This window comes from Ottowia sp. oral taxon 894, assembly GCF_001262075.1.
GTDB classification, from domain to species: Bacteria; Pseudomonadota; Gammaproteobacteria; order Burkholderiales; family Burkholderiaceae_C; genus Ottowia; species Ottowia massiliensis.
In genome coordinates, this window is the sequence record NZ_CP012073.1 from 477,684 (window position 1) to 499,577 (window position 21,894).

The 21,894-nt window shown below is 63.7% G+C and carries 22 protein-coding genes; 13 read left to right on the forward strand and 9 right to left on the reverse strand.

Annotated elements, in window-relative coordinates; genetic code table 11:
- Nucleotides 1–250 precede the first annotated feature (250 nt).
- Together ADJ79_RS02010 and ADJ79_RS15360 are read right to left on the reverse strand one after the other, a co-directional pair.
- Nucleotides 251–2,281, reverse strand: coding sequence for a TonB-dependent siderophore receptor (locus ADJ79_RS02010; RefSeq protein ID WP_253273848.1), 2,031 nt, complete (start codon nucleotides 2,279–2,281; stop codon nucleotides 251–253).
- Nucleotides 2,265–2,498: a hypothetical protein gene (locus ADJ79_RS15360; protein ID WP_253273849.1), complete on the reverse strand. Its 234-nt coding sequence runs from the start codon at nucleotides 2,496–2,498 to the stop codon at nucleotides 2,265–2,267. The genes ADJ79_RS02010 and ADJ79_RS15360 overlap by 17 nt, the downstream gene beginning before the upstream one ends.
- A gap of 15 nt (nucleotides 2,499–2,513) precedes the next feature.
- Here ADJ79_RS15360 and ADJ79_RS14925 point away from each other — a divergent pair, with 15 nt between their 5' ends.
- On the forward strand, nucleotides 2,514–2,783 hold the full coding sequence (locus ADJ79_RS14925) for a hypothetical protein (RefSeq protein WP_172673982.1): 270 nt from the start codon (nucleotides 2,514–2,516) through the stop codon (nucleotides 2,781–2,783).
- Nucleotides 2,784–3,077: 294 nt separating this feature from the next.
- Here the strand turns inward: ADJ79_RS14925 and ADJ79_RS02015 are convergent, their stop codons facing one another.
- Together ADJ79_RS02015 and ADJ79_RS02020 are read right to left on the reverse strand one after the other, a co-directional pair.
- A complete protein-coding gene (locus ADJ79_RS02015; protein ID WP_050714562.1) occupies nucleotides 3,078–4,010 on the reverse strand; it encodes an electron transfer flavoprotein subunit alpha/FixB family protein in 933 nt (310 codons plus the stop codon).
- A gap of 19 nt (nucleotides 4,011–4,029) precedes the next feature.
- Complete coding sequence (locus ADJ79_RS02020; protein WP_050714563.1) at nucleotides 4,030–4,779, reverse strand: electron transfer flavoprotein subunit beta/FixA family protein; 750 nt, start codon at nucleotides 4,777–4,779, stop codon at nucleotides 4,030–4,032.
- 395 nt (nucleotides 4,780–5,174) lie between these two features.
- On the opposite strand from ADJ79_RS02020, the gene ADJ79_RS02025 reads away from it, so the two are divergent.
- The 4 genes from ADJ79_RS02025 (at nucleotide 5,175) to ADJ79_RS02040 (ending at nucleotide 8,496) form a co-directional block, all read left to right on the forward strand.
- Nucleotides 5,175–5,390, forward strand: a complete 216-nt coding sequence (locus ADJ79_RS02025; RefSeq protein WP_050714564.1) for a hypothetical protein — start codon at nucleotides 5,175–5,177, stop codon at nucleotides 5,388–5,390.
- Complete coding sequence (locus ADJ79_RS02030) at nucleotides 5,387–5,752, forward strand: cell division protein ZapA (RefSeq protein ID WP_050714565.1); 366 nt, start codon at nucleotides 5,387–5,389, stop codon at nucleotides 5,750–5,752. Before ADJ79_RS02025 ends, ADJ79_RS02030 begins: the two co-directional genes overlap by 4 nt.
- A gap of 353 nt (nucleotides 5,753–6,105) precedes the next feature.
- Nucleotides 6,106–7,128, forward strand: a complete 1,023-nt coding sequence (gene cbiB / locus ADJ79_RS02035; protein WP_371256940.1) for an adenosylcobinamide-phosphate synthase CbiB — start codon at nucleotides 6,106–6,108, stop codon at nucleotides 7,126–7,128.
- Nucleotides 7,129–7,359: 231 nt separating this feature from the next.
- The gene (locus tag ADJ79_RS02040; RefSeq protein WP_050714566.1) at nucleotides 7,360–8,496 is read left to right on the forward strand and encodes an FAD-dependent oxidoreductase; all 1,137 of its coding nucleotides are present in this window, start codon (nucleotides 7,360–7,362) and stop codon (nucleotides 8,494–8,496) included.
- 319 nt (nucleotides 8,497–8,815) lie between these two features.
- Here ADJ79_RS02040 and ADJ79_RS02045 read toward each other — a convergent pair whose 3' ends face one another.
- Complete coding sequence (locus ADJ79_RS02045) at nucleotides 8,816–9,265, reverse strand: DUF192 domain-containing protein (protein ID WP_050714567.1); 450 nt, start codon at nucleotides 9,263–9,265, stop codon at nucleotides 8,816–8,818.
- 149 nt (nucleotides 9,266–9,414) lie between these two features.
- Here ADJ79_RS02045 and icd point away from each other — a divergent pair, with 149 nt between their 5' ends.
- Entirely contained in the window at nucleotides 9,415–10,668 is a 1,254-nt protein-coding gene (icd, locus tag ADJ79_RS02050) for an NADP-dependent isocitrate dehydrogenase (RefSeq protein ID WP_050714568.1), read from the forward strand.
- A gap of 95 nt (nucleotides 10,669–10,763) precedes the next feature.
- Here icd and rodA read toward each other — a convergent pair whose 3' ends face one another.
- Complete coding sequence (rodA, locus tag ADJ79_RS02055; protein WP_050714569.1) at nucleotides 10,764–11,948, reverse strand: rod shape-determining protein RodA; 1,185 nt, start codon at nucleotides 11,946–11,948, stop codon at nucleotides 10,764–10,766.
- Nucleotides 11,949–12,489: 541 nt separating this feature from the next.
- Nucleotides 12,490–13,953, reverse strand: a complete 1,464-nt coding sequence (gene argH, locus ADJ79_RS02060; RefSeq protein WP_050714570.1) for an argininosuccinate lyase — start codon at nucleotides 13,951–13,953, stop codon at nucleotides 12,490–12,492.
- 179 nt (nucleotides 13,954–14,132) lie between these two features.
- Between argH and ADJ79_RS02065 the strand changes: the two genes are divergently transcribed.
- From ADJ79_RS02065 to ADJ79_RS02090, 6 genes are all read left to right on the forward strand, one after another.
- Nucleotides 14,133–15,242, forward strand: a complete 1,110-nt coding sequence (locus ADJ79_RS02065) for a sensor histidine kinase (RefSeq protein WP_050714571.1) — start codon at nucleotides 14,133–14,135, stop codon at nucleotides 15,240–15,242.
- 23 nt (nucleotides 15,243–15,265) lie between these two features.
- Nucleotides 15,266–16,108 carry a LytTR family DNA-binding domain-containing protein gene (locus ADJ79_RS02070; protein WP_082202807.1) on the forward strand — a complete coding sequence of 281 codons (843 nt, stop codon included), beginning with the start codon at nucleotides 15,266–15,268 and terminating at the stop codon, nucleotides 16,106–16,108.
- Nucleotides 16,109–16,608: 500 nt separating this feature from the next.
- Nucleotides 16,609–16,902 carry a toxin-antitoxin system HicB family antitoxin gene (locus tag ADJ79_RS02075; RefSeq protein ID WP_050714572.1) on the forward strand — a complete coding sequence of 98 codons (294 nt, stop codon included), beginning with the start codon at nucleotides 16,609–16,611 and terminating at the stop codon, nucleotides 16,900–16,902.
- Nucleotides 16,883–17,329 (forward strand): hypothetical protein, encoded by a 447-nt coding sequence (locus ADJ79_RS02080; RefSeq protein ID WP_050714573.1) that lies wholly within the window; start codon nucleotides 16,883–16,885, stop codon nucleotides 17,327–17,329. Before ADJ79_RS02075 ends, ADJ79_RS02080 begins: the two co-directional genes overlap by 20 nt.
- Before the next feature lie 14 nt (nucleotides 17,330–17,343).
- Nucleotides 17,344–18,156 (forward strand): hypothetical protein, encoded by an 813-nt coding sequence (locus tag ADJ79_RS02085; RefSeq protein ID WP_050714574.1) that lies wholly within the window; start codon nucleotides 17,344–17,346, stop codon nucleotides 18,154–18,156.
- A gap of 21 nt (nucleotides 18,157–18,177) precedes the next feature.
- Complete coding sequence (locus tag ADJ79_RS02090) at nucleotides 18,178–18,477, forward strand: DUF167 domain-containing protein (protein ID WP_050714575.1); 300 nt, start codon at nucleotides 18,178–18,180, stop codon at nucleotides 18,475–18,477.
- 424 nt (nucleotides 18,478–18,901) lie between these two features.
- Here ADJ79_RS02090 and ADJ79_RS02095 read toward each other — a convergent pair whose 3' ends face one another.
- Together ADJ79_RS02095 and ADJ79_RS02100 are read right to left on the reverse strand one after the other, a co-directional pair.
- Nucleotides 18,902–19,810 carry a hypothetical protein gene (locus ADJ79_RS02095; protein ID WP_156303970.1) on the reverse strand — a complete coding sequence of 303 codons (909 nt, stop codon included), beginning with the start codon at nucleotides 19,808–19,810 and terminating at the stop codon, nucleotides 18,902–18,904.
- A gap of 483 nt (nucleotides 19,811–20,293) precedes the next feature.
- The gene (locus ADJ79_RS02100) at nucleotides 20,294–21,388 is read right to left on the reverse strand and encodes a hypothetical protein (protein WP_050714577.1); all 1,095 of its coding nucleotides are present in this window, start codon (nucleotides 21,386–21,388) and stop codon (nucleotides 20,294–20,296) included.
- Here ADJ79_RS02100 and ADJ79_RS12925 point away from each other — a divergent pair.
- Nucleotides 21,387–21,800 carry a hypothetical protein gene (locus ADJ79_RS12925; RefSeq protein WP_082202809.1) on the forward strand — a complete coding sequence of 138 codons (414 nt, stop codon included), beginning with the start codon at nucleotides 21,387–21,389 and terminating at the stop codon, nucleotides 21,798–21,800. The genes ADJ79_RS02100 and ADJ79_RS12925 overlap by 2 nt on opposite strands.
- The last annotated feature ends 94 nt before the right edge of the window (nucleotides 21,801–21,894 follow it).

Below are 21,894 nucleotides of genomic sequence, written 5' to 3' on the forward strand. Positions count from 1 at the left end.
AAAGCGCCAGGCGCAAGACGATGGAGGGGGCAAGGGCAGGCTTGCGGGAGCGGTTCAAAGTCTGCCTGCGAACGGGTTCTGAAGCCGCTGGTTATCCGCTATTGGTTTGATAGCTCCAGGTCCCGTGAAATTGGGCGGAAGAGACGTTTTCTGGGGAACTGAATTTGCTCTCGGAAAAGGAGTGAAACGCGCACAGCCCGGGCCGGTTCCGGCTTGCGCGTTTCACGCCTGCGAGCCGCTTTGAGCCGCTTCAGAACTCGAACCCTGCCGTGAGCGACACCTGGCGCGCGTCGCCCAGGGCCAGGCCGAATTCGTTCACGCTGGAGGTGTAGTAGGTGCGGTCAAACAGGTTCTTCACATTCAGCTGGAACTTGACTTTGCGGCCCTGAATGGGCGTTTCATACGTGGCAAACAGGTTGGCCACGGTGTAGGAAGGCAGCCAGAAGGTGTTGGCCGAGTCGCCCGCGCGCTTGCCCGCGTAGCGCACGCCCGCGCCCAGGCGCAGCTGGCCTTGCCCCCAGAGCTGGCCGGCGTTGTAGACGGCGTTGGCCGAGGCGGTGACGCGGGCGGCGTTCCACAAACGGTTGCCCTGGAATTTGGGGTCGCGGGTGGTTTTGGCGTCAATCAGCGCCAGGCTGCCAATGAAGCTCCAGCGCGGGTTGATTTCGCCGGCCACGTCCAGCTCGATGCCGCGCGAGCGGGCCGCGCCGGAGGTGCGCCATTCGGTCAAGCCCGTGTTCTGGTTGAACTGCGAGACGAGCACGCTTTTCTTGCGGATGTCAAAAAGCGCCAGCGTGCCGGTCAGGCCGCCCGCGCTTTCGTATTTGGCGCCCACTTCCCAGGACTTGCCGCTTTCGGGCTTGACGCTGGAGTCAATCAGCCCGCTGGAGTGCGGGGCGATGGTGGAGATGGGTTTGAGCGACTGGCTGTAGCTGGCGTAGAGCGAGACGGCGGGCGTGAGCTTGTAGACCACGCCCAGGCGGGGCAGCCATTTGCCGTCGCGGGTGTTGGTGTTGAGCTTGAAGGGGCGGCCCCGGCCCGCGCGCTGCGCCCAGTGCAGGTAGCGCGCGCCGGCGGTGACGATCCACTGGCGGTTCAGGTGGATGGCGTCCTGAAAGAAAAGCGAGTGGTTGTGCAGCAGGTCGCGCTGGTCGCTGTCGCCAGCCACAACGGTTGTGCCCGGCCGCACGCGGCCATACACGGGGTTGAGGTAGCTGAAAGCGTTGTCCACGCCGCCGCGAATCATGTCGGCGCGGTAAATCTTGCGGTATTCGGCGTCCATGCCGAATTGCATGTCGTGCTGCATGCCGCCCAGCCTGGTGCTGCCGTCGATGTAGGCGGTGCCGTAGCTGTCGGCGCTGAGCGCGCCCCGGGTGCCGTCGGCGCGGCGGCGCAGCAGGCCGGTGGCGGTGTTGATGCCCAGCAGGCGCAGCTGGTTGGCGTCATACGTTTCGCGGTTGTAGCTCAGGCTCACGTGGCCCGACCAGCCGGGCGTGATGCGGTGATCCAGCGAGAACTGCGCCAGGTGGCTCTTGCCCTTCATCTGGTTGAACGGCTCGTCCAGGCGGCGCGTGGCGGGAATGTCCAGCGGCTTGTTCGTGCGCGGGTCCAGCGCGGTGCCACGGTCAAACGGCACGTTGTAGTCACGGAATTCGTACCAGAGCACGGCTTGCGTGTCGCGCCCGTACCAGGCCAGCGAAGGGGCCAGCAGCACGTCGCGCCGCTTGCCGAAGTTGCGCCAGTAATCTTCATTCGTGTAGTCGGCCACCAGGCGCCAGGCCAGGCCGCTGTCGGCCACGGGGCCGGTGGCATCCAGCAGCAGCCCCGCGCCGTTGCGGCCGCGCCCGTAGCTGGAGCCGCTCACGCTCAGGGCCGTGCGCGGCTGCATTTGGGGCTTTTTGCTCACCACGTTCACCACCCCGCCCGGATCCATGATGCCGTAGAACATGGAAGACGGCCCTTTGAGCACCACCACGCTTTCGGCGGCGGCGTTCATGCCACGGCCCTGCACCAGCGGCATGCCGTTATGCATGATGGAGCCGTCGCGGTTGCCGCCAAAGCCGCGCTTGAGGATGGTGTCTTGCGTGCCCGCCAGCGTGTTGCCTTGCGTGATGCCGCTGACGTTCATCAGCGCATCGTCCATGTAGCGCGGGCGCTGGTCGCGCAGCACCTGGGCGGAGACGGCGTTGGTCACTTGCGGCACTTCCAGCACAGGGGCCAGCGAGCGCAGCGTGGACGCATCGGGCACGGGCTGGTAGCTGCTTTCATGCTCCACCGGCACAGGCGCGGCGCCCCACCACCGTGACAGCGCCCAGCGTGCCGGCGCTGCCGCCGCCCGCTGCGTCGCCAGCGGTGACCTCCTCGTCCGCGCCGTCACTTTGAAGCGCGGAAGCATCAAAAGCAGCCGCAGCCGTTTGCGCGCAAGCCAGCGCGGGCAGCAAAACAATGGCCGCGCAAATGCCGCGCAACGCGAAACCAGGCGAATGGAATAAAGCCATGATGAATGCGAAGAAATGAAATCGATGAAATTGAAAAACGCCGCCCGCGCAGGGTCTGGCGGCGGGCAGCGGCGCATGAAGCGCGGTTATTTTCATTCGCATTGCATTTTTTTTGCCATTCACGATGAGATGACACAAATGCAAGCTGCGGCATTGCCGCGCAGGCAAACGTCAAGCTCATCTGAAAGCGGTGTTCGTGCGCTCAGCGCTGAATTTCTGAACAGGCTTTCAGGACGGCCTTTTTTCTTGAACTTTCAAAGCGCAAGAGCAATGCCCGCAGCATGAAGATGAAGCGGCTCCGCCCTCATTCTTTGCCTGGCTTTTGCGCTGGCCAGGCGTCAGACGCCGTCTGCTCCCGTTCCGCCCACGCGGCCAGTCTGCTTTTCGTCTGGCGCAGGCGCTTGGGTTGTCAAAAAACAGGAGCGAATAAAAAGGCCATGAAACGGCATTTGCGCAGTTTCTTCTAGGACCTCATGCTATTGTTTCAGGAGCTGATCTGGCTCGCTTTCTGGTTCTGGCAGGCATAAAAAAAGCACCGCGCGGAGGCGGTGCTTTTCATTGACGGCGGCGCTGCGGGGTTTACAGCGCTTTCACCAGTTCGGGCACGGCTTCAAAGAGGTCGGCTACCAGGCCGTAGTCGGCCACGCTGAAGATGGGGGCGTCCGGGTCTTTGTTGATGGCCACGATGACGCGGCTGCCGCTCATGCCGGCCACGTGCTGGATGGCGCCGGAAATGCCCACGGCCACGTACAGCTGCGGGGCGACGATCTTGCCCGTCTGGCCCACTTGCAGGTCATTGGGGGCGTAGCCTGCATCCACGGCGGCGCGGCTGGCGCCGATGGCGGCGCCCAGCTTGTCGGCCAGCGGGGTGAGCACGGACTGGAACTGCTCGGCGCTGCCCAGCGCGCGGCCGCCGGAGACAACGACCTTGGCGGCGGTCAGATCGGGCCGGTCGCTCTTGGCCAGCTCCTGGCCGACGAAGCGGCTCTTGCCGCTGGCGGCCACGGCGGGCACGCTTTCCACGGCGGCGCTGCCGCCCGTGGCGGCTGCGGCGTCAAAAGCCGTGGTGCGCACGGTGATGACTTTCACCGCGTCGCTGCTTTGCACGGTGGCAATGGCGTTGCCCGCGTAGATGGGGCGCTCGAAGGTGTCGGCGCCGTCCACCTTGGTGATGTCGCTGATTTGCGAAACATCCAGCTTGGCGGCCACGCGCGGCGCGGTGTTTTTGCCGCTGGCGGTGGCGGGAAAGAGGATGTGGCTGTAGCCGCCAGCCATAGCCAGCACTTGCGCGGCCAGGTCTTCGGCCAGGCCATGCTCCAGGGCCGGGCCATCGGCATGCAGCACTTTGGCGACGCCGGCCACTTGCGCGGCGGCTTGCGCGGCAGCGGCGGCGTTGTGGCCTGCGACGAGCACGTGCACATCGCCGCCGCATTGGCGGGCGGCCGTGACGGCGTGCAGCGTGGCGGGCTTGAGGGAGGCGTTGTCGTGTTCGGCGATAACGAGGGCGGTCATGACGATTCCTTTCTCCTTGTCAGATCACTTTGGCTTCGTTCTTGAGCTTGCTGACCAGCTCGGCCACATCGGCCACTTTCACGCCGGCGCTGCGGGCGGGCGGCTCGGCCACCTTCAGGGTTTTCAGGCGCGCGGCCACGTCCACGCCCAGGTCTTGCGGCGTGATGGTTTCCAGCGGCTTTTTCTTGGCCTTCATGATGTTGGGCAAGGTGACGTAGCGCGGCTCGTTCAGGCGCAAGTCGGCCGTGACGACGGCGGGCAGCGCCACCGAGATGGTTTGCAGGCCGCCGTCCACTTCACGCGTGGCTTGCAGCTGCTGATCCTTCACTTCCAGCTTGCTGGCAAAAGCGGCCTGCGGCCAGTCGGCCAAGGCGGCCAGCATCTGGCCCGTCTGGTTGGCATCGTCGTCAATGGCCTGCTTGCCCAGCAGCACGATTTGCGGCTGCTCCTTGTCCACCACGGCCTTGAGCAGCTTGGCGACGGCCAGCGGCTGCAATTCGGCGTCGGTCTGCACCAAAATGGCGCGGTCGGCGCCAATGGCCAGCGCGGTGCGCAGGGTTTCCTGGTTTTGCGCCACGCCGCAAGAGACGGCGACAACTTCTGTCACCACGCCTTTTTCCTTCAGACGCACCGCCTCCTCCACGGCGATTTCGTCAAAGGGGTTCATGCTCATCTTGACGTTGGCGGTTTCCACCCCGCTTTGGTCGCTTTTGACGCGAACCTTCACGTTGTAGTCCACCACGCGCTTGACGGCGACAAGTGCTTTCATGCTGCTTTCTCCTTAGGTGACTGATGAGAACGATGTGATGCAAACAATTTTATTCGGCAGGTGTTACGTTTTAACCGTATGAGCGGCAGGCTCAGGGTTATCCCTAGGGTGCTTGAATGCCTGCGAACGGGGCTGCGCGGCGGCGGGCTTCAGGCGGTGTTTTCAGCCGCCAGACGGCGAAACGCGAGCCTGTGGGCAGTGTCTGGTTCAGCTCCTTGATTGATAGCGCCATCGTGAGCTTCCACTAGGACATCAGGCTGTTTCCAGGCCGTAAATTCGCTCCTTTTTCTGATGCCGTCTCGCATGTCTTTCGCCCGCGAGGGCCGCCCGCATGGCGGGCTGCGCGGCAGGGGAGAAAACTAGAATTCGCGCTTTTGCCGCCTCTGCATTGCCTCATGAGTTCTTCCCTGTTGCCCCGGATCGTTGAGCGCGTGGATCGCCTGTTGGCGCGATACGCCCAGTTACGCAGCGCCAATGCCTTGCTCAAGCTGCAAGTGCAGGCGCTCACGCAGGAGCGTGACAGTCTTCAGTCACGCCTGACAGCGGCGCGGTCGCGCAATGAAGAGCTTCTGAGCCACTTGGCCCGGCTGGGGCAGGAGGCGCCGCGATGAAGCAGCCGGTGACCGCGCCTGCCGCGCAGACTGAAGTGCAAATCATGGGGGAGAGCTACGTGCTGGCCTGCCCGGCGGGCAGTGAAAGGCGCCTGGCTGAGGCCGTGGCCCGCGTGGATGAAGCCATGTGCCAGATTCGCAGCAGCGGCAAGCTGCGCGCCCGTGAGCGTATTGCGGTGCTGGCGGCCCTCAATCTGGTGTTTGACCGCGATACGGCTGCGCCAGCCAAGGCGGCGCGGCCTGCCGCTGCGCCTGAAGCGCCTGCTTCAGGCGAGGGTCTGCCTGCCAGCGATGAGGCTGCGCTGGCAGCCTTGTTGCAGCGGCTGGATGAAGCCCTGGCGGACGATGGCGCAGAGGAATGAACGCATGGCCCGCGCTGCTTTGGCTGCCTGAAGCAGATTTGTCTGGGCGGCGGAAAGGCTGAAGGAGCGATGCGGCGGAGGTGGCGCTTTGCGGCATTGCAAATGCCTTGATAGGCCAGCCCATTCGCGGTTCGCTCCCCTGGGCCAGACTTTGAACGGGTTTCGACGCATTTGCCAGAAGGGCCGTTTTTTTGCGTTTGATGGCGCAGCCGTTTCCTGACGCTTCCTGAATTTCGCGCTTGAAGAGCCTGGCCGCATCGCGCGTCATCTTGTTTTGTTTCTGTATTTTTTCTGTGCTGGCTTCTGGCTTTTGGCAATCCGCCCTCACTGCTGAACAGGCCAGCGCCTGGCCGCTGTGGCTGCGCGTGAGCGCGGCCGTGTCTGAGCTGGCGGCCTTCTGGCCGCTGCTGCTGGCTTGCATTCCGGCCTTGGCGATTTGCCTGGACCGTGTGGCAGGTGAGCCGCCCATGCGCTGGCACCCCGTGGCGTGGATGGGGCATGCGCTGCTGTGGCTGGGCGTGCGCATTGCGCCGCCTGCCGCATCGGCTTCTTCAGGCGCGGATTGGCCTGCCTTCTGGCGTGGCGCGGCGGCCTGGCTGGCAGGCGCGGGCCTGTTTGCAGGGGCGGCCTGGGGGCTGCAAGCCTGGCTGCTCACCCAGCCCGCCTGGCTGGCCACGCTGGCGCTGGCGCTGTGCCTGAAAACCTTGCTGGCCTGGGCCATGCTGCATGACGAGGTGCTGGCGGTTGAAGCCGCCCTGCAGGGCGGCCTGCCGGCGGGGCGCGCCCGCCTGGCCCGGCTGGTGAGCCGCGACACGGCGCAGCTCACATCCAGCGAAGTGCGTGAAAGCGCCATCGAGAGCCTGGCTGAAAACCTGAACGACTCGGTCATTGCCCCGCTGCTGTGGTTTGTGCTGCTGGGCCTGCCAGGCGCGGCGCTCTATCGCTTTGCCAATACGGCAGATGCCATGTGGGGCTACCGCGCCGCGCGCGAGCTGGGCGGCGTGGCGCGCCAGTGGGAATGGGCGGGCAAATGGGCCGCCCGTGCAGACGACGCCCTTTCCTGGCTGCCCGCCCGCCTGACGGCCGCGCTGCTATGGCTGGCGGCCGGGCGGCTGGCCTTGCGGCGCGGGCGGGCGCTGGCCGCCTTGCCAGAGCAGGCACGCCAAACCCCGTCGCCCAATAGCGGCTGGCCCATGGCCGCCGTGGCGCTGCTGCTGGGCGTGCGCCTGGGAAAGCCGGGCAGTTACACCCTCAACCCCGCAGGCCGCGCGCCTGAGCCGGCTGATCTGCTGCGCGCCTGCGCCCTGGGTTCGCGCGCCATTTTGGGCGCTGCGCTGCTGGGCAGCTTCGCTCTGATGGCGCTCATCCTGGCGTAGCAGGGGCTGAAAATTTGTTCAGAGTTTGAATCGGCGGCGGCGAACCGGTCAGACGAAACCGCCGTTATCCAAGCGCCACAATGGCGGCCCGGCTTTGCCCGACGCCGGTTTTGACGCAGCGCGAAAGCGGCGCCCGGCTCTGGGCCGCAAAGCGGCCATCAGCCTTGCATGCGCCGCGCGCTGGAATCAAAGAGCCGGATCATCCCCAACAAGATAGGAGCGACTTTCATCATGTCATCAACCCAATCTCTTTCCATCGGCATTGCGGGCGCGGGCCTGCTGGGGCGCTTGCTGGCGTGGCAGCTGTCGCGCGCGGGGCACCGCGTGAGCGTGTTTGACGTGGCCCGTGGCCCCGGCCCCGTATTCCGCAGCCAGGCGGACGATTCTGATGTGCCCACGGCGGCAGGTTTCACGGCGGCGGGCATGCTCAGCCCGCTGGCGGAGCTGGATACGGTGGAGCCTGCCGTGGCGGCGCTGGGCTGGCGCTCCATCGCCCTGTGGCGCGACATTGCCGCCGCGCTGCCGCAGCGCCCCATGTTCCGCAGTGAGGGCAGCCTGATGCTGGCCCACCGCGAAGACCTGGGCGCGGCGCAGCGCGTGCTGGAGCGCCTGCGCACGGCCTGCGAAACCCAGGCCTGGCAAAACCTCAGCCCCCCCGAAGGCGTGCAGCCGCTGGAGCTGGCGCGGCTGCGCGAGCTGGAGCCTGCCTTGCAAGGCCCCGCGCACGCCTGGCTGCTGCCGGGCGAAGGGCAGCTGGACGCCGTGGCCATGATGATGGCCCTGCACGACGACAGCCCCGGCGCGCAATGGCACTGGAGCCGCCCCGTGCGCTGCGTGGAAGAAAACGGCACGCTGCACTTTGCAGACGGCGGCCAGGCCGCGTTTGACGCCGTGATCGACACGCGCGGCGTGGGCGCGCAAGCCAGCCGGCAAGGCGCATGCGCCAGCGCATCGCCCGTCTTTGACGTGCGCGGCGTGCGCGGCGAAGTCATCTGGCTGCAAGCGCCCGCCCACGGCCTCACGCGCCTGACACGCCTGCTGCACCCGCGCCACGGCGTCTACATCGTGCCGCGCTCGCCCGATCTGCTCTTGATTGGCGCCAGCGAACTGGAAACCGAAGACCGCAGCCCTGCCAGCCTGCGCAGCACCGTCGAGCTGCTGGCCGCCGCCCACAGCGCCATGCCCGCCCTGGCCGAAGCGCGCATCCTGCGGCTGGATGTGAACCTGCGCCCCGCGCTGCCCGACAACAACCCCTGCACCGAATGGCGCGGCCGCTGCCTGCGCATCAACGGCCTGTTCCGCCACGGCTGGCTGCTGGCCCCCGCGCTGACCGAGCAGGCCATGCAACTGACAGGCTGGCTGAAATAAGAGCCTGTTCAGAGCCTGGCCGTGAGAGGCCAAAACGCGGACCGGGATGGGTTGCAACGCCGCAAAGCGCCCGGATCCGCGCTTTTCGCGCCCACGGACAGGCTCCGAATAAGCTCCAGGAGCGCAACGCGCCATGCTGGCAACGTGAAATACACGGCGTATTCGCTACTCTATTCATAGCAATACGTCCTAGTCAATACTGCGCAAGGCGGTATTTCGACCCCATCAAATTCGCTCTTGTTTTTGATACCACCCGACGGGCTGGCTTCAAGAGACCTTCTGCGCCCGGCAGCCGCTTGGCACGGCCAAGCAGCCCGGCTCAATCGCGTGAAACGGGCAAACCCTTGAGCTTCATGCCCGCCTGTAGCTTGCGCTGGCTGAACCAGCCTTGATTCACTTCCAGCACATAGCGCACGGGGCGGCTGGAGCAGTGCGTGTTCTCGTCCAGCGGCTGCATGTCAGCCAGATTGACGATCACGCCGTCATCCGCCACAAAGGCGGCAGTCAGGGGAATGAGGGTGTCCTTCATCCAGAAGCACTGCACGCCAGGCCGCTCGAACACGAACAACATGCCTTCGTGCTCAGGCATGCTGCGCCGGTGCATCAGGCCCACTTGGCGCTGCCAGTCGGTTTGCGCCAATTGAACATCGATGTGATGCATGCCGATAGTGAGCGTCGCGCGGGGCAAATCCATTTGCGGCGCAGGCGGCGTGGCTTGGGCGCAGGCCAAAGCGGGGCAGAGCAAAGCGGCGGAAATCAGGGTTTTCATGGGTGAAACTCGAAAAAAGCAAAGCGGCTCCAGGCAAAGCTGGCCGCTAAAATCGCGCGTGGCCTTGCAGGCGCGAAACGCGCCGCAAACAGGCGGGAAATTGCAAAGGCCCGCGCCATTTTCCTTGTTTTTACCGGAGAGATGATTCAATGTACCAGCACATCAAAGTGCCAGCCCAGGGCGAAAAAATCACGGTCAATGCCGACATGTCACTGAATGTGCCGGACCAGCCCATCATTCCCTATATCGAAGGCGATGGCACTGGAGTGGACATTACCCCCGTCATGCTGAAAGTAGTGGACGCGGCCGTGGCCAAAGCCTACGGCGGCAAGCGCAAGATTCACTGGATGGAAGTCTATGCAGGCGAGAAATCCACCAAAGTCTATGGCCCCGACGTATGGCTGCCTGACGAAACCCTTGAAGCCGTGCGTGACTACGTAGTTTCCATCAAAGGCCCGCTCACCACGCCCGTGGGAGGCGGCATCCGCAGCCTGAACGTGGCCCTGCGCCAGCAGCTTGATCTGTATGTGTGCCTGCGCCCCATCCAGTATTTCAAGGGTGTCCCCTCGCCTCTGAAAGCGCCGGAGAAAACCAATATGGTGATATTCCGCGAAAACAGCGAGGATATTTATGCCGGCATTGAATTTGAAGCCGGGTCTGAAAAGGCGAAAAAAATCATCAAGATATTGCAGGACGATTTTGGCGTAACCAAAATCCGCTTTCCTCAAACATCAGGCATCGGTATCAAGCCCGTATCGCGTGAAGGCACCGAACGCCTGGTGCGCAAAGCCATTCAATACGCCATTGACAACGACAAGCCCAGCGTGACGCTGGTGCACAAAGGCAACATCATGAAATTCACCGAAGGCGGGTTCCGCGACTGGGGCTACGCCCTGGCCAAGCGTGAATTCGGAGCGGTGGAAATTGACGGCGGCCCGTGGTGCAAGTTTGCCAACCCAAAAACAGGCAAGGAAATCACCATCAAGGACAGCATTGCCGACGCCTTCCTGCAACAAATCCTGCTGCGCCCTGCCGAATACAGCGTCATTGCCACGCTCAACCTCAACGGCGACTACATCTCCGACGCGCTGGCCGCGCAAGTAGGCGGCATCGGCATTGCTCCCGGCGCCAACCTGTCAGACACAGTCGCCATGTTTGAGGCCACGCACGGCACGGCTCCAAAATACGCAGGCAAAGATTATGTAAACCCTGGCTCTGAAATCCTGAGCGCCGAAATGATGCTGCGCCACATGGGCTGGACGGAAGCGGCCGATCTCATCATCAGCAGCATGGAAAAATCCATTCTGAGCAAAAAGGTCACCTACGACTTCGCCCGCCTAATGGAAGGCGCCACGCAAGTGAGCTGCTCCGGTTTTGGTCAAGTGATGATCGAAAACATGTAACAACTCAGCCGGTTGCCAGGAAAACCCCGTTCTCGAATAGAGACCGGGGTTTTTCTTTTCTGATTCGGCCGTGCGGCAGAAACTGCTCACACTTCCTATGCCAACAGCGCCTTGCGCTGCTGCTCGGCCAGCCAGCGCGCGCGGCTGACGGACATGAGAATGCCCAGCGCCACGCCCAGCGTCACCATCGCCGTGCCGCCGTAGCTGATGAAAGGCAGCGGCACGCCCACCACGGGCAGCACGCCGCTGACCATGCCGATGTTCACGAAGGCGTAGGCAAAGAAGATGGTGCTCACCGCCGCCGCCAGCAGCCGCGAAAACAGCGTGGGCGCCACAGCGGAAAGGGCCAGCGCGCGCAGCACCAGGCACCAGAAGCCAAAAATCAGCAGCAGGTTGCCCGCCAGGCCGAATTCTTCGGAAAAGGCGGCAAAGATGAAATCGGTGGTGCGCTCGGGAATGAACTCCAGATGCGTCTGCGTGCCCTGCATGAAGCCCTTGCCGTGCAGCCCGCCCGAGCCGATGGCAATCATGGCTTGCAGGATGTGAAAGCCCTTGCCCAGCGGGTCGCGCATGGGGTCCAGCAGCGTGCACACGCGCTGGCGCTGGTACTCGCGCAGCACGTGCCAGTCCACCCCGTCGGCACAAAGCTCATCGCCAAAAAACACGATGCCCGCCACGCCCGCCAGCGCCAGCGCCACCGGCGGCAGCACCCAGCGCCAGGGCAGCCCGGCGAAAAAAATCACGGCCAGGCCGCTGGCCATGACCAGCAGCGCCGTGCCCAGATCAGGCTGCTTCATGATGAGCGCCACCGGCACGGCCAGCAGCGCAAAAGCGCCCGCAAAGTCCACCGCCCGGCTGCGCCCCTGCCCCTGCCGCCACTGAAACCAGCAGGCCAGCATGAGCGGCACGGCAATCTTCATGATCTCGCTGGGCTGAATCACCACGCCCACATTCAGCCAGCGCTGCGCGCCTTTTTTGGTGATGCCAAACAGCGCCACCGCCACCAGCAGCAGCACGCCCGCCGTGTAAACCGGCACGGCCAGCCGCATCAGCCGCTGCGGCGGCGCTTGCGCCACCACGAACATGATGGCCGCCGCCAGCAGCATGTTGCGCCCGTGCATGACAAAGCGCGTGCCGTGGTCAAAGCCGGAGGAATACATGATGGTCAGCCCCAGCCCCGCCAGCAGCAGCACGGCGGCCAGCAGCGGCCCGTCAAACCCCCGGAACATGGGCAGCACGCGCTGCCACCAGGGCGGCGTGTCAAAAGCAGTGGCTTGCATGGATGAAAAAGCGAAAGCGCAAAAGAAAAACGGCGGCGGCAGGCGGCCTGATTATGAAATAGGCGGCAGGAATCGCTCTTAATTCAATAGCGCAAAGTCCTGGTGAGATGGCGCGAAAGCCGTTTTTCACTCGTCAAATTTGCTCCTTTTATTGAGTGAAGTTCTTCTGCTTTCTTCAGGGCGCAGGTTCTGCCTGGCCGTTGCTGCGCCAGCAAGGCGGCTTTCGCCAGCCGTTCTGGGGGCCTGCTCGGAGTTTGTCTGTGGAGACGAAAACATGGCCTCGAACACTCTTGGCCTTGCAAGTCTCAGCAGGCTACAAGACCCCCCGTTTGCGTTTTGCAGCGCATCCCGATTCCTGCGCTTTTGCGCCCCATGGCCAGACTGCAAGCAGGATCAAAGAAGGAAAGCTGCCGCGATTAGCTCCTCTATCCATAGCATGACGTCCTAGTGGAGATTGCGCAGGCAGGCATTTCAGCCCCCTCAAATTTGCTCTTCTTTTTGAATGCAATCAGGCTGGCGGGGCGGCTTTGTGAGCAGGTTTTCAGCTTTGCCCCGCAGACAGGCGGGCCTTGTGGCGCGCGATTTGCGCCTGCACCTGGGCGGGGGCCGTGCCGCCCAGGGTGTTGCGTGCATTCAGGGCGGCTTCGAGGGTGAGGGCCTTGTCGTAGACGTCGGCTTCGATGCGGGGGTCGAAGGCTTGCAGGGTTTCCAGGGGCAGCTCGGCCAGGTCCACGCCTTGCTGCTGCGCGGCCTTGACGGCGCGGGCCACGGTTTCGTGGGCGTCGCGGAAGGGCAGGCCTTTTTTCACCAGGTAGTCGGCCAGGTCGGTGGCGGTGGCATAGCCCCGGCTGGCGGCCTGGCGCATGGCGGCGGCCTGGACGGTGATGCCGCCTTCGCGCGCGCTGGTTTGCGCGTTGGGCTGGCCGCCGATCATGTCGGTGAAGATGCGCAGGGTGTCGCGCACGGTGTCCACGGTGTCGAAGAGGGGTTCCTTGTCTTCCTGGTTGTCTTTGTTGTAGGCCAGGGGCTGGCCTTTCATGAGGGTGATGAGGCCCATGAGGTGGCCGGCCACGCGGCCGGTTTTGCCGCGCGCGAGTTCGGGCACGTCGGGGTTTTTCTTCTGCGGCATGATGGATGAGCCGGTGGTGAAGCGGTCGGCGATGCGGATGAAGGCGAAGTTCTGGCTCATCCAGAGCACGAGTTCTTCGCTCAGGCGGCTGATGTGCACCATGACGAGCGAGGCGGCGGCGGCAAATTCAATGGCGAAGTCGCGGTCGCTGACGGCGTCCAGGCTGTTTTGGCACACGCAGGGTCGGCCTTGTTCATCGACCATGCCCAGCGCGCGGGCGACGCTTTCGCGGTCGAGCGGGTAGGTTGTGCCCGCCAGGGCGGCGCTGCCCAGGGGCAGCTGGTTCACGCGCTTTCTGACGTCTTGCATGCGGGCTTCGTCGCGGGCGAACATTTCGACGTAGGCCAGCAGGTGGTGGGCAAAGCTGACGGGCTGGGCCACTTGCAGGTGGGTAAAGCCGGGGAGGATGGTGTTCACGTTGCGCTCGGCCACGCTGATGAGCGCGGCTTGCAAGTCGCGCAGAAGGCGGCTGATGAGGTCGATTTCGCCGCGCAGCCACAGGCGGATGTCGGTGGCGACCTGGTCGTTGCGGCTGCGGCCGGTGTGCAGGCGCTTGCCGGCGTCGCCCACGAGCTGGGTCAGGCGCGCTTCGATGTTCAGGTGCACGTCTTCCAGCGCCAGCTTCCATTCGAACTGGCCGGTTTCGATTTCGCGGCGGATTTGCGCCATGCCTTGCTGGATGGCGGCCAGATCGGCGGCGCTGATGATGCCTTGCGCGGCCAGCATGCCGGCGTGGGCCAGGCTGCCGGTGATGTCGGCTTCGGCCAGGCGCTTGTCAAAAAAGACGCTGGCGGTGTAGCGCTGCACCAGCTCGCTCATGGGTTCGGAAAACAGGGCGGACCAGGCTTGGGATTTCTTGTCGAGTTGGTTGCTCATGGGCTTTCGGGGAAAAAAGCAGGGAAGGGCTGAAAAAGAGATTTGAAAAACAAACGCGCCCAAGCCGGAAAAACGGCGAAAAAAAATGGCAAAAGCGGAAAAAGGCGGCGTTTGCAGGGCTGGCGCTTGTTGTGGTTATCACAAATAATTGACACACTTTCCTGTGTGTTGCAAAGCCCGTGAAAGATTCGCAAATTTTATCGACCCTCACAGGCCGCCAGCGCAGCGCGCGCGCCGTGGCTGCTGCGGCGGCGCGCGCCGAGACGCCGCTGGTGTTTGACGTTTGCCGCGCGGGCGTGGTGCTGCGCGCCGTGCTGGGGGTGCAGGCGGCGCAGGCGGCGGCGCTGCTGTTCATGCCGGGCGGCGCGCTGGAGTGGCTGCTGCGCCTGGCTTTTGTCACGGGCGGCACGCTGCCGGCCACGCTGCTGTGGCTGGTGGCCGGGTGCAGTTTGAAAAAACCGCTGGCGCGCCTGCCCGTGCAGGCGCAAATGGCGGCGGGCGTGGCGCTGGGCGCGCTGGCAGGGCTGGCGGCCTGCGCCATTCTCATGGCGCTGACGGTCGATGTGCGCGCCGCGCCGCCCTGGCTGGCCAGCGCCGTGGCCGGGGCGCTGCTGGCGGCCGTGCTGACGGCGGCGCTGATGTGGCGCGTGCGCGGCCGCGCGCCTGCGGCCACCACGGCGCGGCTGGCGGAGCTGCAATCGCGCATTCGCCCGCACTTTCTGTTCAACACGCTCAACACCGCCATCGCCCTGGTGCGCGGCGAGCCTGAAAAGGCCGAGCGCGTGCTGGAAGACTTGGCGGACTTGTTCCGCCACGCTCTTGCCGAGCAGGGCGACAGCGCCACGCTGGCGCAGGAAATCGAGCTGGCGCGGCGCTATCTGGACATTGAGCAGATCCGCTTTGGCGAGCGCCTGCGTGTGCAGTGGTCGCTGGATGCGCGCACGCTGACCGCACGCCTGCCGCCGCTGATCTTGCAGCCGCTGGTGGAAAACGCCGTCAAGCACGGCGTGGAGCCTAGCCCCAGCGGCGCGCAGCTGCGCGTTTCCACGCGCCTTCGCGGCCAGGTCGCCGTGATCAAGGTCACCAACACCGTGCCTGCCGGCCAGGGCCGCAAGGGCCACGGCATCGCCCTGGGCAATGTGCGAGACCGCCTCAAGCTGCTGCACGACATGGAGGGCAGCTTCAAAACCGCCCTCATCGGCGATCTCTACCAGGCCCGTCTGGAAGTGCCCATGACCGCCGCGCAAATCCGCGCCGCACAGGCCGCGTCTTCTTCCCGTCATCACTGAAAAAGCCACCGCCGACACCTGCCATGAACAAAACCGCCCAGCCCAAAGCCGGCAAGCCCGAAGCCGCCAAGCCAAAAGCTGGCAAGCCCGAAAACGGCGAGCCAGAAACCGGACAGTCCGAAAAGCCCCTGCAAGTTCTCGTTGTGGATGACGAACCCTTGGCGCGCTCGCGCATGCGCAGCCTGCTGGGCGACTGCCGCAACCCCCGCGCCGAATTGGCCGCCGAAGCCGCCAACACGCCTGATGCGATGGATTTGCTGGTGCGCCAGCGCTTTGACGCGGCCCTGATCGACATTCACATGCCCGGCGCCAACGGCATGCAGCTGGCCCGCCAGCTCAATGCCTTGCCCGCGCCGCCGCCCTTCATCTTCGTCACCGCCTACGCCGAGCACGCGCTTGACGCCTTCGAGCTTGACGCCGTGGATTACCTCACCAAACCCGTGCGCTGCGATCGCCTGGAGGCTGCCTTGCAAAAGGCCGTGCGCGCCCGCCTGGCGCGCGCCGCCCAGGGCGACGCGCTGGACGGGCAATGGGTGCTCATTTCCGAGCGGGGCCGCGCCCAGCGCATACCGCTGGCCGAAGTGCTTTATTTCAAGGCGGAGCAGAAATACGTCACCGTCCGCACCGTCGCCGCCAGCTATGTGCTGAACGACAGCCTCAACCAGATTGAAGCCAAGTACCCGGGGCGCTTTCTGCGCATAAACCGCAACGCTCTCGTGCTGCCCGCCGCCATGCGCGCCATCGTGCGCCAGCGCGACTTCATCGACGGCGAAAGCTGGGCCGTGCGCCTGGCTGGCGTGGATGAGCTTCTGACCATCTCCCGCCGCCAGGTCAGCGCCGTGCGCCAGGCGCTGGGGCAGGAGTGAATGGCGGGTGAAGGCATCAGAGCCTGCCCGGTGCCTGCCCGTGGGCGCGAAAAGCGTGAACTGGGGCGCTCCAGGGCCTTGCAAGCGCCACGCCGGGCCGCCTCTGCGGCCCGCGTGCGGTCTGCCGCCTTGCAGCCCGGCCCGATCCGTTCTTTTGCTCCTTGCGCTCAGGCTCTGAACAGGTTCCTAGAAACAGGTCAATTTAGCTCCTTTATTAATAGCATTACGTCCTAGTAGAAACTGCGCGGAACGGTATTTCAACCCCCTTGAATTTGCTCCTGTTTTCAATGCTTTCCGGCGTCTTTGGCAGCCCGTCAGCAGGCTGGGGCAGACTGCATGCGGGCGATGGAGCACCGCGTTTACCCTCTGGTCATGCATCTCTTGCAATAGTAGGATTCACTCCTCTGGGCCGCGCTGCATCCGGAAGTAGCGCTTCTGGCTGAATGCAGCGGCCCAGCGGTTTTCGACTTCCTCTCAACCCAGGTCACAGGCAGTATCAAATGGCCGTCTCCGTACGCATGAATCCGGAGCTCGAGAAAGAGCTTGAACTCGCCGCCCAGAGCAAGGGCATTACCAAATCGCAATTCATCATTGACGCCGTGGAGCACGCGCTGGGGCGCAAAGACCCCTATCAGCTGCTGCTGCAAGTGCGCGCCGAAATGAACCAGGCCCTGCAAGGCGAGGCCATGAACGAAGCCCACGGCGCCACGGCGGCCTCCCCTTACGACACAGGCCGCACCCGCGCCGCCCTGATTGCCAAGCTGAGGGCCAAACATGGCCTCGGCACTGATTGACGCCAGCGCCCTGGCGGCGCTGTTCGGGCGCAACCCGATCCAGACACAGAAGTACGACGAGCTGCTGGCGCTGGCTTCGCTGGAACACTGGGCGCTGGCCACCACATGGCCCTGCGTTGCCAAAGCCTGCGCCCTCATTGCGCCGCCCGGCCGCTTCGCCCTTCTGAACTGGCTGGGCAAGGAAGCCATCTTCATCTTCCCCTTTGAGCAGACGGCCCTGCTGGACTTCTCTGCGCTGATGATGCGCCACACCCATCCCCCGAAAGACGAAGCGGGCCAAAAAGGCGGAGAAAGCGAAATGGACCTGGCCGAAGCCTCGCTCTACCGCCTGGCCGTGGAAACGGGCGTGACCCGCATCATGACGCTGGACGGCCTTGACTTCGCCCGCTACCGCCTGCCGGACGGGCGGCAGTTTGAAATTCTCTGAGGCCTGCCGCCGGCATGACTGCCCCTGCCCTGTCGCCGCAAGACCTGCAAGCCATCGCCAGCGCCGCCCCCCAGTGGCGCGACGGCAATGTGGCGGTGGTGCAAACGCCCCATGCGGGCCGCGTGGTCGTCAAAAGCATGCGCGCGCCACGGCATCCGGCCCGCTACCGGCTGCTGGGCGCGCTGGCCGGGCTGCTGGGCGCGCCCTACCTCAAAACCGCGCCGCTGCTGGGCGGCGCGGCCGGGCAGGCGCTGGAAGTGCGCCGCCTGCGCGCCCTGCATGCCGCAGGCGTGCGCGTGCCGCAGGTGCTGCACGTGGCGCCAGACCACTTCGTCATGCAATGGCTAGGCCCGGGCGACCTGGCCGCCGCCTTGCGCCAGCGCCACCCGCAAGCGGCCGCGCTGTGGCGCGAAGGCGGCGAAGCGCTCACACGCATTCACTGCGCGGGCCAATGCCTCAGCCAGGCTTTTGCCCGCAACATGATCGTGAGCGAAACAGGCGCGCTGGCCGGAATGATCGACTTCGAAGACGACCCCCTGCAAGTCATGCCCCTGGCCGACGCGCAAGCGCGCAACTGGCTGGACTACCTGCACAGCACCCTGTGGCTGGCCCCCCTGCCCCAGGCCGAGGCGGACGCCTGCCTGGACGCCTGGATGCAGGCTGCGCCCGCCGCCACGCGCGCCCGCTTCACCCACGCCTGCCAGCGCCTGGCCTGGCTGCGCGCGCTGCCCACGCATCGCCGCTGGGGGCGCGACACCGTCTCACTGCAAGCCGCCGCCGCCGCCGCCCACCGCTTTCTGGGCAGGCATTCGGCGCCATCCGCATAAAACGCGCCCGGCCTGCCCGCCATGAGCGCCATGCTTTTCAAACTGCCCATCCACGCCACCCCCGGCGCCCGGCGCACCGAGGCGGCAGGCGCCCACGGCGCGGCCCTGCGCGTGCGCCTGGCCGCCCCGCCCGTGGACGGCAAGGCCAACGCCGCGCTCATCGACTGGGCTGCCCGCGCCTTCGGCGTACCCAAGGCCAGCGTGCAACTGCTGCACGGCGCGGCGGGCCGGCAAAAAACCCTGGGCATCACCCTGGCAGACGAAAAAGCCCTGCAAGCCGCGCAGGCGCTGGTAGCGGCCTGGATGAAGCCAGACGCCTGAAAGCCTGCCGCCCCACCTTCCCGCAGGCAAAACCCAAAGCGCCGGCCCTCAGCCTGCGCGCTGGATGAAATGCCAGCCCGCCTTCCAGCCGCCAGATCGCATGGCCTGAACGCATGACTTGGGGAGCCTCAAAAACAGAAGCAGATTCAAGGGGCCAAAAATGCCATCCCGCGCAGATTCCACTAGGACATCATGCTATTGATTTAGAAGCAAATCAACGCGCTTGTCACGGCTGGCCCGCCCGCTTTTGCGCCGCTCTTGTCCCTTCACTGCCCGCGCCCTGCCCCGCTTTGCCCGTCGGTCAAAACCAAACGGCAACGCTGATTCCGCCCAAGCGCGGCCTCTGGCACAGATGGCCTTGCGGCCCCTCCAGCCGCTTGCGCCGGAGCGGGCGGTTGGAGGAGCAGGCGCGCACCCCGGCGAATCAGCGGAAATCGCGGGCGATCAAAACGCCTTGCTCCAGCACGATGTAGAGATTGCCGTCCACGCCGTATTTCAGGTGCTGCACGGGCGGCAGACGGAATTTTTCCGGATGCTCCAGAAAATCCTGCGGCGTGGCAGGAGCCTGCTCACCCGTCAATTGAGTGGCCACGCCCTGGCTGGAGACGCGATACAGAGTGCTGGGGCCGCCTGTCACCGTGTGGGTCGCCAGCACAATGCCATCGCCAACCACCGTAAAGGCATCCACTGTTCGCAGTCTGGGAGAAAGCTCGCCCACTTCATTCGGCCTCAGTCTGAAATCAATTTTCGAACCATCCGAAAGCCGGTGCCATACATAACTTGAGCCACTGACTATTTCCTCCAGCGCATGAATATGGCCCTGGCGGTCGGCATCCAGCGCCCGGATATTTTTCCTGTAGCCGTCCAGCGTTTTGACTTCGCCGTTGCTGCTGATGGTGCGAATGCGCGTGTCATCGCCGCCGTCAATCACGTAAAGCAGGCCGGAAGCATCCGCTTCCAAATCATGCGGCGCCTGAAACTGCGCCATTTTGCCGCGCCCATCCACAAAGGAATCGGGCCTCTTGCCCGGCATGCCTGCCAGCAGGTTGTTTTCGCCCGCTGCATTTTCTTCATATTTGAAAATGCCCGGAACGAAATAATTCCATGCACCGGCCTTGTCATACCAGTCTGATATTTCGCTATTTGGCCCATAGTTATAGATGATTCGTGTGGCCGCATAGCCTGCCACGTAAAACGCGCCGCTTTTTTCATCGCGATGGAAACCGCCGGGATACCTTGCCATGGCGCGCTGCCGGGCTGGTGAATCCGGGTTATACAAAGAAAGCGCCGTTTCCACCTTTCCCTTGCTCAGTTTCCTGATTTTCGGCGCCACCTGCCGCGCTTCCTGATCGGGCGTCATGGCGGCTGGCACAGGCGTGGAGAAATAGCGCCTCTCTGGGCAGGCGCCGCCTGTTTCCGTCAGGTAAATCGCGTCCTTGTAAACAACAACGCGCTCCAGATAGGAAAACCGCGCTTCGCTGGCCGGGCCGTCTGTGGACTGGCAATGCTTCAAATCAGCCTGCGCCACGCCCGCCAGCAGCTCGAATTTGAATTGGGCATTTGGCTGTGGCGTAGGCGTGGGTGTCGGAGTAGGCGTAGGAGTAGGCGTAGGAGTTGGCGTCGGCGTGGGTGTTTCAGGCCCCGAATCGCTGCCGCCGCAGCCCGCCGCCAGGCAGGCGGCCAGCACAGCCGCCATCAGGGCGCTGACAGAATGCAATGTTTTAGTAGCCATAAATTTCAACCTCCACAAAAATATGAAAAAACAAATGCCCGGAATTCAAGGCGTATTGCACGCAAAGAATGCCGGGCTGCTGGATCAGCGGAAATCGCGGGCGATCAAAACGCCCTGTTCCAGCACGATGTAGAGATTGCCGTCCACGCCGTATTTCAGGTGCTGTACGGGCGGCAAAGCAAACTGGTCAGGGTGTTTGACAAAATCGTCCAGCGAGGCTGGCGTGCGGGTTCCCGTCAATTTTTTGATCACCCCCTGGCTGGATACGCGATACAAAACGCTGGCGCCGCGCTCAACCCATCGATCCGCCAGCACAATCTCATTGTCAAGCACCGTAAAGGCGATTACCTTTCGCGGCCTGGGAGTGAACTCGGCTCTCTCATCTGGCCTTAAATCGATATCGGTTTTCGAGCCATCCGAAAGCCGGTGCCATGCAAATGATTTGGAGCTTGTTTCCGCCAGCGCATGAATATGGCCCTGGCGGTCGGCATCCAGCGCCCGGATATACCACTGCCGGTAGCCATCCAGCGTTTTGACTTCGCCGCTGCTGTTGATGGTGCGAATGTGCGTGTAATCGCCGCCGTCAATCACGTAAAGCAGGCCGGAAGCATCAACTTCCAGATCATGCGGCGCCTGAAACTGCGCCATTTTGCCGCGCCCATCCACAAAGCCGCGATCATCCAAAAGGAACTCGGGCCTTTTGCCCGGCATGCCTGCCAGCAAGTTGTTTTCGCCCGCCGCATTTCCTTCATATTTGAAAATGCCCGGAACGAAATAATTCCATGCACCGGCCCTGTCATACCAGTCCATCCTTTCTTTGCCCATCATGTGGTTGTATTTGAATCTCGCGGCGGCATAGCCCGCCACGTAGAATGCGCCGCTTTTCTCGTCACGGTAAAAACCGCCGGGAAACCTTGCCATGGCGCCCTGCCGCTCCAATACTTCCGGGCTGAAAAGCGAGAGCGCTGTTTCCACTTTTCCACCGCTCAGTTTCCTGATTTTTGGCGGCATTTTCTGCGCCTGCTGCGCAGGGGGCGTGGAAAAATCATCTTTCAGGCAGCCATTGCCCGTTTCGACCAGATAAATCGCATCCTTGTAAACAACGATGCGCTCCAGATAGGAAAACCGCGCTTCGCTGGCCAGGCCGTCTGTGGACTGGCAATGATTCAAATCAGCCATGGCCGTGCCTGTCAGCAGCTCGAATTTGAGCTGGGCATTTGGCTGTGGCGTGGGCGTCGGAGTTGGTGTCGGCGCAGGACTCGGAGTTGGCGTAGGAGTTGGTGTGGGGGTTGGCGTGGGTGTTTCAGGCCCTGAATCGCTGCCGCCGCAGCCCGCCGCCAGGCAGGCGGCCAGCACAGCCGCCATCAGGGCGCTGCCGGAATGCCATGTTTTTGCAGTCATCAACTTTCACCTCCGAATCAGAGTAAAAAAAACCAAAAACCGGGACGCCAAATTGGCCGTTTCAGGCATGGAGCAAAGTCATTGCCGCTTGCAACATCTCGTTTCTAACATGCGCACGCGATTCTGCGACGGCATTATTGATATGCAAAGGCTTGTTCCCGGAGGCTTCATTCATATTGACAAATATTAAATTCGCCGTCTTTGACTTGACCCAAGTCAAAATAAAGTCAAAACCGCAGCTTCAATGCTTTGATTGAAATCAAGAAATGGGTATTGCTCCGCCC